The 9695-nt window shown below is 72.4% G+C and carries 12 protein-coding genes and 1 pseudogene; 7 read left to right on the forward strand and 6 right to left on the reverse strand.

Annotation, left to right across the window (positions count from 1 at the left end; all coding sequences use genetic code 11):
- The 3 genes and pseudogenes from H5J29_RS10440 to ilvA form a co-directional block, all read left to right on the forward strand.
- Positions 1-226: pseudogene (locus tag H5J29_RS10440) on the forward strand (LCP family protein); the annotation flags it as partial.
- 91 nt (positions 227-317) lie between these two features.
- A complete protein-coding gene (locus H5J29_RS10445; protein ID WP_312858147.1) occupies positions 318-1034 on the forward strand; it encodes a TIGR03089 family protein in 717 nt (238 codons plus the stop codon).
- 197 nt (positions 1035-1231) lie between these two features.
- Complete coding sequence (gene ilvA / locus H5J29_RS10450) at positions 1232-2467, forward strand: threonine ammonia-lyase IlvA (protein WP_181780740.1); 1236 nt, start codon at positions 1232-1234, stop codon at positions 2465-2467.
- A gap of 14 nt (positions 2468-2481) precedes the next feature.
- On the opposite strand, the gene H5J29_RS10455 is transcribed toward ilvA, so the two are convergent.
- The 3 genes from H5J29_RS10455 to H5J29_RS10465 are packed head-to-tail and all read right to left on the reverse strand — an operon-like array spanning position 2482 to position 4537.
- Positions 2482-2883, reverse strand: a complete 402-nt coding sequence (locus H5J29_RS10455; RefSeq protein WP_220187230.1) for a hypothetical protein — start codon at positions 2881-2883, stop codon at positions 2482-2484.
- Between the two features lie 52 nt (positions 2884-2935).
- Complete coding sequence (locus tag H5J29_RS10460; RefSeq protein WP_181780733.1) at positions 2936-3358, reverse strand: hypothetical protein; 423 nt, start codon at positions 3356-3358, stop codon at positions 2936-2938.
- A gap of 21 nt (positions 3359-3379) precedes the next feature.
- The gene (locus H5J29_RS10465) at positions 3380-4537 is read right to left on the reverse strand and encodes an acyl-CoA dehydrogenase (RefSeq protein ID WP_181780734.1); all 1158 of its coding nucleotides are present in this window, start codon (positions 4535-4537) and stop codon (positions 3380-3382) included.
- 87 nt (positions 4538-4624) lie between these two features.
- On the opposite strand from H5J29_RS10465, the gene H5J29_RS10470 reads away from it, so the two are divergent.
- Complete coding sequence (locus H5J29_RS10470; protein ID WP_181780735.1) at positions 4625-5299, forward strand: TetR family transcriptional regulator; 675 nt, start codon at positions 4625-4627, stop codon at positions 5297-5299.
- Positions 5300-5453: 154 nt separating this feature from the next.
- The gene (locus tag H5J29_RS10475) at positions 5454-5846 is read left to right on the forward strand and encodes an iron chaperone (protein ID WP_181780736.1); all 393 of its coding nucleotides are present in this window, start codon (positions 5454-5456) and stop codon (positions 5844-5846) included.
- Between the two features lie 239 nt (positions 5847-6085).
- On the opposite strand, the gene purE is transcribed toward H5J29_RS10475, so the two are convergent.
- Both purE and H5J29_RS10485 read right to left on the reverse strand, forming a co-directional pair.
- Positions 6086-6571: a 5-(carboxyamino)imidazole ribonucleotide mutase gene (purE, locus tag H5J29_RS10480; protein WP_181780737.1), complete on the reverse strand. Its 486-nt coding sequence runs from the start codon at positions 6569-6571 to the stop codon at positions 6086-6088.
- Entirely contained in the window at positions 6568-7791 is a 1224-nt protein-coding gene (locus tag H5J29_RS10485; protein ID WP_312858148.1) for a 5-(carboxyamino)imidazole ribonucleotide synthase, read from the reverse strand. Before H5J29_RS10485 ends, purE begins: the two co-directional genes overlap by 4 nt.
- 94 nt (positions 7792-7885) lie before the next feature.
- On the opposite strand from H5J29_RS10485, the gene H5J29_RS10490 reads away from it, so the two are divergent.
- Positions 7886-8398, forward strand: coding sequence for a GtrA family protein (locus H5J29_RS10490; protein WP_181780738.1), 513 nt, complete (start codon positions 7886-7888; stop codon positions 8396-8398).
- Here the strand turns inward: H5J29_RS10490 and H5J29_RS10495 are convergent.
- Positions 8384-9319: an alpha/beta fold hydrolase gene (locus H5J29_RS10495; protein WP_181780739.1), complete on the reverse strand. Its 936-nt coding sequence runs from the start codon at positions 9317-9319 to the stop codon at positions 8384-8386. The genes H5J29_RS10490 and H5J29_RS10495 overlap by 15 nt on opposite strands.
- A gap of 44 nt (positions 9320-9363) precedes the next feature.
- Between H5J29_RS10495 and H5J29_RS10500 the strand changes: the two genes are divergently transcribed.
- A partial coding sequence (locus H5J29_RS10500; RefSeq protein WP_446686473.1) for a helix-turn-helix domain-containing protein occupies positions 9364-9695 on the forward strand: 332 nt, incomplete at its 3' end.

Consider the following 9695-nt stretch of genomic DNA (forward strand, 5'->3'; position numbering starts at 1 on the left):
CTCCGGCGACGGCCAGGCCGCCGCCCAGTCCGTCGCCGCGCAGCTCGGCGGGCTCGGGGTGGAGCAGTCGGCGGAGGTCGGGCCCGGGCACGTGCAGGTCCTGCTGGGCACGGACTATGCGGGCGCCACCACGGCGTCGGCGGCCACGTCGTCCGCAGCGGCCACGTCGGGGACACCCACCCCGGCACCCGCGGTCAACGCGGGCGGCGTGCCATGCATCGACTGAGCCCCTGATCGTCGGTTCGGGGTGAACGACGCCGTATGTGGCGCGGATGGCGCCCGAACGACGATCACGGCGGTGGGGTAGAACGACCTTCGTGTCCCTGACCGCGATCCTGCTCGACCCGATCCTGCGCGCGGCGCCCGCCCGCCCGTTGGTCACCTTCTACGACGACGCCACCGGCGAGCGGATCGAGCTCTCCGCCGTCACCACCGCGAACTGGGTCGCCAAGGCCGCGAACCTGCTGCGCGACGAGTGCGACGTCGAGCCCGGCGGCCGGGTCGCCGTCCTGCTCCCCGCCCACTGGCAGACGGCCGCGGTGCTGCTCGCGGCGTGGTCCTGCGGCGCGGAGGTGGTCGGTGAGCCCACCGCCGCCGACTGGGTGCTGTGCGACCGCGACCGGGTGGACCTCGCGCTGGCCGCCGAGCCGTCCGGCGGGGTACTCGCCCTCTCCCTCGACGCGTTCGGCCGAGGCATCGACGGCCTGCCCGACGGTGTGATCGACTTCGCCACCGAGGTGCGGTTGCACGGCGACGAGTTCGTCCCCTGGGAGCCCGTCCCCGGCTCCGCCGCGGCGCTGGACGGCATGCCCACGGCGGAGCTCGCGTCCCGTGTCGCCGACCGCGCCGCCGCGCTCGGCCTCTCCGCCGAGGACCGGGTGCTGTCCACGCGGGACTGGAACATCCCGAGCGACCTGCTCGACGGCCTGCTCGCGGTCCTCTCCGCGGGCGCCTCGCTGGTCCAGGTCGCGAACCCGGACGAGTCCCGCCTGGACCGCAGGTACCAGTCCGAGAAGTGCACCGTTCGCCTCTGAGCGAGGCGTGCACTCAGCGGACCAAGATCGCACGTTTCGTGCTCCCAGCGCGGCAAGATCGCCGTCTACGTACACTCAGCGCTGTGTGAACCGCACTGAGAGCACGAAACGTGCAGACGCTCCGGGCCCAGGTCACCCGCATCCCCCACCACCCCGCCGGCTACGGTGAGACCGTGACCAGCGCCCCCTCCGCGACCGTGACCGCCGCCGACGTCGACGAGGCGGCCGGGCGGCTCCGCGCGGTGATCGGGCCGAGCCCCCTGCAGATCTCCGCGCGACTCTCCGACGCGGTCGGCGGCGAGGTCTGGCTCAAGCGCGAGGACCTCCAGCCGGTGCGGTCCTACAAGATCCGCGGCGCCTACAACCTGATCGCCCAGCTCACCGCGGCGGAGCGGGAGCGCGGCGTGGTGTGCGCCAGCGCGGGCAACCACGCGCAGGGCGTGGCGTTCGCGTGCGCCAGGCTCGGGGTCACCGCGCGCATCTACCTCCCCCGCACCACCCCCCGCCAGAAGCGCGACCGGGTGGCGCGGCTGGGTGGGAAGGTGGTCAGCACGATCGTCGTCGGCAACACCTACGACGACGCCGCCGCGGCCGCCGCCGCCGACGCCGTCGAGTCCGGCGCCACCCTCGTCCCCGCGTTCGACGACCCGCGCACGGTCGCGGGCCAGGGCACCGTCGCACGCGAGATCCTCAGCCAGCTCGCGGACCCGCCGGACCAGATCATCGTGCCGGTCGGCGGCGGTGGGCTGCTCGCGGGCACCATCACCTACCTGCGGGAACGTCATCCCGAGGTGCGGGTCATCGCCGTCGAGCCCGCGGGTGCGGCGAGCCTGGCCGCCGCGCTGGCGGCAGGCGCCCCGACGACGTTGCCCGAGGTCGAGCCCTTCGTCGACGGCGCCGCGGTCCGCCGGGTGGGCGACGTGACGTTCCCGATCGCCCAGGCCGCGGACGTCGAGCTGCACCCGGTGGACGAGGGCCGGATCTGTGTCGAGATGCTCGCGCTCTACCAGTCCGACGGGATCATCGCCGAGCCCGCGGGCGCGCTCGCCCCGGCCGCGCTCGGCCAGCTCGACATCCCGCACAACTCCTCCACCGTGTGCCTGCTCTCCGGTGGGAACAACGACGTCAGCCGGTACGCCGACATCGTCGAGCGCGCGCTGGTCTTCCAGGGCCGCAAGCACTACTTCCTGGTCGAGTTCCCGCAGGAGCCCGGTGCCCTGCGCCGCTTCCTCGACGAGACCCTCGGCCCGGACGACGACATCACGCTCTTCGAGTACACGAAGCGCAGCAACCGGGAGACCGGCCCCGCGCTCGTCGGGATCGAGCTGGGCGACCCCGCAGACCTCGGCCCGCTCCTGCAGCGCATGGAGGCGGCCCCGCCGCAGATCGAGCGGATCCCCCCGGACTCCCCCCTCTTCCGCTTCCTGATGTGACCCCTTCGGCGGGGTCAGCCTGCGACGAGCCGCCGCACCCCCGCCCGGCCCACCATCAGCACGAGGATCAGCAGCGTCACCGCGAAGAACCCGCCGAGCTGCACCCGCTCGCCGAACACGAGCCGGACGAGCTCCAGGACGAGGAACTTGCTCCCGAACAACACGAGCCAGAGCAGGAACCCCGCCAGCACCCGCCCCGCGACCGACGACGCCGCGCGGAACCGCGCCTTCACCCATTCCTTGGCCGCCACGACCAGCTCGAGCACGCCCTTGAGCAGCACGGCGGTGAGCAGCGACAGCGTGAAGGTCTCGCTCACCACCGCGGGGAAGTACTCGACGAACAGGTTGAGGACGACGACGTAGACGAACACGTCGACGATCCCCGCGGCGAGCCGCGTGTCGGGAGGGCGCTCCACAGTGCACACCCTGCCACCCGGCGCCGCGGCGGCCACAGCCGGAGGCGCCGGATCACGCGCGCTCGTAGACCAGGTCGAAGTCCTTCCGCCAGGTCGAACCCGCGTCCTCCGACGCCTCCCACCGCCCGGCGATCCGGTCCGGCGAGACCTCGGCGACCCAGCGCTGGTGGAAGTCCGGGTCCTCGCGGTGCAGGCCCCACCGGCCGTCGCCGAAGTCCATCGCGAAGAGCCGGCTCACGCCGCGTTCGTCGTGGTAGAGGGCGGCATAGGCCTCGTTCGCGTCGCTGCGGCCGAGGACGAGGGACTGCGGCCCGCCGCCCCCGAGCTCGACCGTGAGGAGCACGAAGGCCTCCCCGACCCACTCGCCCCGCGCCGACCCGTGGACCTCGTCCTCCTCGAGGAAGAACGCGTCGGACAGGGTCAACCGCCAGTCCCCGACGAGGACGTCGAGCGCGGCCATCGCCTCACTGCGCATCCGGGCAGTATGGACCGCAACTCACCTGAGCAGCGACCGCGCCATCACCATCCGCTGGACCTGGTTGGTGCCCTCGTAGATCTGGGTGATCTTGGCGTCCCGCATCATCCGCTCGACCGGGAAGTCCTTGGTGAAGCCCGCACCGCCGAAGAGCTGGACGGCGTCGGTGGTCACCTGCATCGCGGTGTCGCTCGCCAGGCACTTGGCGGCCGACGAGATGAAGCCCAGGTTCTTCTCGCCGCGCTCGGCGCGTGAGCTGGCCACGTAGACGAGCTGGCGGGAGGCCTCCACCTTCATGGCCATGTCGGCGAGCATGAACTGCACGCCCTGGAACTCCCCGATCGTCTTGCCGAACTGCCTGCGCTCCTTGACGTAGGCGACGGCCTGGTCGAGCGCCCCCTGGGCGATCCCGACGGCCTGGGCCCCGATCGTCGGACGGGTGTGGTCGAGCGTGGCGAGGGCGGTCTTGAAGCCCGTGCCCTCGGCACCGATGATCCGGTCGCCCGGGATCCGGCAGTCCTGGAAGTAGATCTCGCGGGTCGGTGAGCCCGCGATGCCGAGCTTGCGCTCCTTCGGCCCGACCTCGAAGCCGGGGTCGTCCTTGTGGACCACGAACGCCGAGATGCCGTTGGCCTTCTTCTCCGGGTCGGTCACCGCCATGACCGTGTACCAGGTGGACTCGCCGGCGTTGGTGATCCAGCACTTGGTGCCGTTGAGCACCCAGTCGTCCCCGTCGCGGCGCGCGCGGGTCCGCATCGACGCGGCGTCCGATCCCGCCTCGCGCTCGGACAGCGCGTAGCTGATCATCGCCTCGCCGGAGGCCAGCGAGGGCAGGACCTGCTTCTTCAGCTCCTCCGACGCCGACAGCAGGATCGGCACCGACCCCAGCCCGTTGACCGCGGGGATCAGCGACGACGAGGCGCACACCCGCGCGACCTCCTCGATCACGATGCACGCCGCCAGCTCGTCCGCCCCCTCGCCGCCGTACTCCTCCGGGATGTGGACGGCCTGGAAACCGGCCTTGACCAGCGCCTCCCTGGCCTCGACGGGGAACCGGGCGTGCTCGTCGACCTCCGCCGCGTAGGGGGCGATCTCCTTCTCGGCGAGTGCCCGCACGGCCTCGCGCAGCGCCTCGTGCTCTTCGCTCAGCCGGTAGGCGTCGAAGTCGGCGTTCTGCATCTCTTCTCCACACGTCGGTGTCCGGGGGTGACACCAGCCTAACGGCACTCCGTGCCACGAGACAACGCGCTTGCTACCCTCCGTGCCGTGTCCGAGACCACCGTCACGCGTCGCGGCCGCTCCCCCGAGGGGCGCGCCGAGCTGCGTCGTGACCTGGTGCGCGCCGCGGTGGACCTGTTCGCCGAGCGGGGCTACGACGACACGACGGTCGACGACATCGCCGCCGCCGCGGGCGTCGGGCGCCGGACCTTCTTCCGCTACTTCGCGAGCAAGGAGGACTCGGTCTCCCCCGACCACGAGCTGGGCCTCGCCCGCGTGGCCGAGGTGTTCGACACCGCGCACCCCACCGAGCCGCTGCTCTCGCTCACCCTCCGCGCGGGCGAGACGGTCTTCGACCTCTACCTCTCCGACCCGGACACCGCGCGCAAGCGGTTCGTGCTGGTCCATGCCGTGCCCGCGCTGCGCGACCGGGAGGCCGCGATGGTGCACCACTACCGGCGGCTGTTCACCCGCGAGCTCACCCGGCGGCTGGCCGACGTGCCCGACGGCGACCTGCGCGCGGCGGTCACCGCGGCGGCGATCGTCGCCGCGCACAACCAGGCGCTGCGGCGGTGGCTGGCCGAGGGCGGCACGGCGGACGACGTGCCCGCCTGCGTCGCGCACTTCCGCAAGGTGGCCGACCTGCTGCCACTCCGCGAGACCCCCGACCTGGAGGCGGTCACGAGGCGGCTCGAGGAGGTCGCCCGCACCCTCGAGGCCTGATGTCCGACTCGCGCGTCGAAAGCGGGGGACTCGCGCGTCGAGAGTGGGGGACTCGCGGAGCCGGTCCGCGAGTCCCCCGGTTCCGACGCGCGAGTCCCTCGCTTTCGACGCGCGAGTCCGACACATCGGACCGGAAGTCGGCCAAGATGGGTGCGTGACCCCGGACGAGTACCTGGCCTCCGTCGACGAGAAGCGGCGGGCGGACGTCGCCGCGCTGGACGCGCTGATCCGCGAGACGGCGCCCGAGCTGGAGAGGGTGATCCAGTACGGCATGTTGGGGTACGGGCCTCACCACTACCGCTATGCGAGCGGTCGGGAGGGGGAGGGCGTCCTCATCGCGCTGGCCGCACAGAAGCGGCACCTCTCGCTCTACGTGAGCTGCGCGAAGGACGGCGCGTACCTCGCCGAGTCCTACGTCGACCGGCTGCCGAAGGCGTCGATCGGGAAGTCCTGCGTGCGGTTCACCTCGCTGAGCCGCGTGGACGTCGACGTGCTCCGTGAGCTGGTCGCCGAGGCGGCGGCGCTGGGACCCGCTGAGAATGGGTGATCCCCGGGCCGTCTCCTCGCGGAGACGCACGCCGAGCTGGACTGGGCTCGGGCCCGGGGACCAACGGTGACTGCCTGGGATTACGCCGGCAACCCGGCTTCCACGGCCGTCAGGAAGACGTCCTGTGCTGCCTAGCGGGCAGCCACCTCACAAGTCCTCGTGGAAATCAACGTCGGACCACCTCCCTTCTTGTGTACGACCACCCTACGACCGCCGACGGCGTCCTCGCCACGGATAATTCAGAGCTTCTCGCGCAGTGCCCGGTCCTTCTCCAGGACCATGTCCGCCAAGGCCTCCTGGAACCGGACCATCCGCGCCCGCAGCCCCGGATCGGTCGCCGCGAGGATCCGCACGGCGAGCAGTCCCGCGTTGCGCGCGTTGCCGATCGCGACCGTCGCCACGGGCACCCCCGCCGGCATCTGGACGATCGACAGCAGCGAGTCCATGCCGTCGAGCACCGTGAGCGGGACGGGGACGCCGATCACCGGCAGCGGCGTGGCGGCCGCGACCATGCCCGGCAGGTGCGCCGCGCCACCGGCGCCGGCGATGATCACGCCGATCCCCCGGTCCGCCGCGGACCGCGCGTAGTCCAGCATCCGCTGCGGGGTCCGGTGCGCGGAGTAGACGCCGACCTCGTACTCCACGTCGAACTCGGCGAGCGCGGTCCCCGCGGCCTCCATGACCGGCCAGTCCGAGTCGCTGCCCATGATCACGCCGACCCTCATGCGCGAACCCCCGTCTCCGTGGGCACCCCGCCACCGGAGTGCACCGACCAGCCGTCCTCCCACTCGGCGGTGGACAGCCAGTGGGCCGCCAGCACCGCCGTCCGCCGGACCTCCGCGAGGTCCGAGCCGAGGACGTTCACGTGACCCACCTTGCGCAGCGGCCGCTCACCCTTGCCGTACATGTGCACCTTGACCTGCGGGAACCGCGCGAACAGGTGGTGGATCCGCTCGTCGACCGTCATCTCCGGGGCCTTGTCCGCGCCGAGCACGTTGGCCATGACGACCACGGGCGCGGTCATCGTGGTCGTGCCCAGCGGGTAGTCGAGCACCGCCCGCAGGTGCTGCTCGAACTGCGAGGTCCGCGCACCCTCGATGGTCCAGTGGCCGGAGTTGTGCGGGCGCATGGCCAGCTCGTTGATCACCAGCCCGGCCGCGGTGTCGAACAGCTCGACGGCGAGCAGGCCCGTGACGTCGAGCTCGTGCGCGATCCGCAGGGCGATCCCCTGGGCCTCCAGCGCACGCTCCTCGGACAGCCCCGGCGCGGGGGCCAGGACCTCCACGCACTGGCCCTCCTCCTGGACCGTCTCGACCACCGGCCACGCCGCGGCCTGCCCGAACGGCGACCGCGCCACCTGCGCGGCCAGCTCCCGGAACATCTCGACGGCCTCCTCCACCAGCAGCGGGGTCCCCGCGGCGAGCAGCTCGGCCACGAGGTCGGGGTCCGGGGAGCGCAGGAACCACACCCCGCGCCCGTCGTACCCCCCGCGGGCCGCCTTGAGCACGACCGGCCAGCCGTGCTCGGCGGCGAAGTCCTCGACCTGTGCGGGCGCGGTGACCTCGGCGTAGGCAGGCACCGGCAGACCCATCGCCGAGAGCCTGCGCCGCATGACGAGCTTGTCCTGGGCGTGCAGCAGGGCGTCGGGGTGCGGGCGCACGGCCACCCCGTCGGCCACCAGCGCGCGCAGGTCCTCCTGCGGCACGCCCTCGTGGTCGAAGGTCACCGCGTCGCACCCCACGGCCAGCGCCCGCAGCGACTCGAGATCCGGTCCGCGCGCCACGACCGCGGGGGTGACGAGTGGGGCGGGCTCGTCCGCCTTCACCGCGAGCACGCGCAGGGTCTGGCCCAGACCGATCGCCGCCTGATGGGTCATGCGGGCGAGCTGGCCGCCGCCGACCATCCCGACGACCGGGAAGTCTCGACTCGGGGAAGGGGTGTCCACGGTGTCGGGAGCCTACCTGCGCCGCGGGTGTGACCTGCGTCGGAACCACCACCCGAACAGGTGTCCGGTTCCTCCCTCTGGCACGATCGATCGAGTGTCCTTGGTCGAAGCGACGCTCGCGCGCATCCCGCAGCCGTACCGCGACATCGCCTTCCGGCATCGTGAGCTGCTGAAGTTCGCCGCCGTCGGCGGGACCACCTGGATCATCGACACCGCGGTCTTCCTGGTCCTCAAGAGCACCGTCCTGGCCGAGAAGCCGCTCACCGCCAAGGTCATCGCGGTGCTCGTGGCCACCATCGTGTCCTACGTCCTCAACCGCGAGTGGTCCTTCCGCACCCGCGGCGGCCGCGAGCGCCACCACGAGGCGCTGCTGTTCTTCCTGATCAGCGGGATCGGGGTCGCGGTGTACTCCGCCCCGCTCGCCGCCTCGCGCTACCTGTTCGACCTCCAGGTCCCCGCGGTGTCGCTGCTCACCCAGGAGGTCGCGGACTTCGTCAGCGGGCAGATCCTCGGCACCCTCGTCGGGATGGCCTTCCGCTGGTGGGCCTTCCGGCGCTTCGTCTTCCCGAACGAGAACGTGCGCCGCCAGGTGTCAGAGACCCTGTAGGAACTCGAGCAGGGCCGCGTTCACCTCGGCCGGACGCTCCTGCTGCACCCAGTGCCCGGCGCCCTCGACCAGCACCCGGCCCCGCAGGTCGTCCAGGTACTCGACCTGCCGTTCCGGCGGTGTCATCCACAGGACCGGATCGGCCGTGCCCGCCAGGAACAGGCTCGGCACCGTCACGTGGGCGCCCGCGAGCTGCGGGGTCAGCTCCCAGTTCCGGTCGATGTTCCGGTACCAGTTCACGCCGCCGGTGAACCCGGTGCGCGCGAACTCGGCGACGTAGTGGTCCAGGTCCGACCGGGTCAGCCAGTCCGGTAGGTCCGCGGGCTGCGGCAGCCGCTCGACGACGCCGCGGCCGTCGTCCGGGCCGATCAGTGCGGTCCCGTCGCCCGCCCGCAGCCCGCACAGCATGCCGCGCATGGTGCGCGCGGGGTCCGCGGCCAGCTCGACGTCGGCGACGCCGGGCCGCTGGAAGTACCGGATGTAGAAGAAGCGGTCGGCGTACCGCTCCGCCCAGGAGACGCTCGGCAGCCGCCGCGAACGCGGGGTGAAGGGCACGCTCATCCCGCACACCGCGGCCACCCGCTCGGGGTGCAGGAGCGCGAGGTTCCACACGACGGACGAGCCCCAGTCGTGCCCCACGAACACCGCCCGCTCCTCGCCGAGCTCGTCGAGCAGGGCGAGGAGGTCGCCGGTGAGCTGCCGGACGTCGTAGTCCTCGACCCGCTCGGGCCGCGACGATCCGCCGTAGCCCCGCATGTCCGGCGCCAGCGCCCGGTATCCCGCCGCGGCGAGGGCGGGGAGCTGGTGGCGCCACGAGTAGCCGAGCTCGGGGAAGCCGTGGACCAGCACCACCGGCGGCCCGGAGCCCTCCTCGGTGACCCGCAGGGTGATCCCGTCGGCCGTCGCGATCGTCCGCTCCATACCCGTACTCTACTGAACGAACGTTAAGCGATGAGGAGGACACCGTGGTCCGTCCCGCCCGTGCGCTCGCCGGAGCGCTCGAGCCCGTCACCGGGCAGGTCTACTTCGCCCCCGAGTGCCACGAGAACTACCGGGGCCTCGGCTTCGATCCCAGCCCCGGCCTGCGCCGCGGGGTCGCGGCGCCCGAGATGGTCGCGTACTTCACCAGCCGCGGGTCGATCCTCGGACAGGTCCCGGGTGAGCTGGTCGCGGCGGCGTTCGGGGTGTTCAACCCCGCCGTCGTGGTCCCCGCCGTTCGGCGCGGCTGGACACTCTCCGACGCGGTGACCGTCCAGAAGGCCCGCACCGCGGGTGCCCGCGCCCAGCTCGTCCGGGT

The organism is Pseudonocardia pini, from assembly GCF_013870575.1.
GTDB lineage: Bacteria > Actinomycetota > Actinomycetes > Mycobacteriales > Pseudonocardiaceae > Pseudonocardia > Pseudonocardia pini.

Coding starts and splice junctions, on each gene's coding strand:
- H5J29_RS10460 (WP_181780733.1), bottom strand. CDS start 3,358: ATGCGCAGTGAGGCGATGGCCGCGCTCGACGTCCTCGTCGGGGACTGG.
- H5J29_RS10465 (WP_181780734.1), bottom strand. CDS start 4,537: ATGCAGAACGCCGACTTCGACGCCTACCGGCTGAGCGAAGAGCACGAG.
- purE (WP_181780737.1), bottom strand. CDS start 6,571: ATGAGGGTCGGCGTGATCATGGGCAGCGACTCGGACTGGCCGGTCATG.
- H5J29_RS10495 (WP_181780739.1), bottom strand. CDS start 9,319: ATGGAGCGGACGATCGCGACGGCCGACGGGATCACCCTGCGGGTCACC.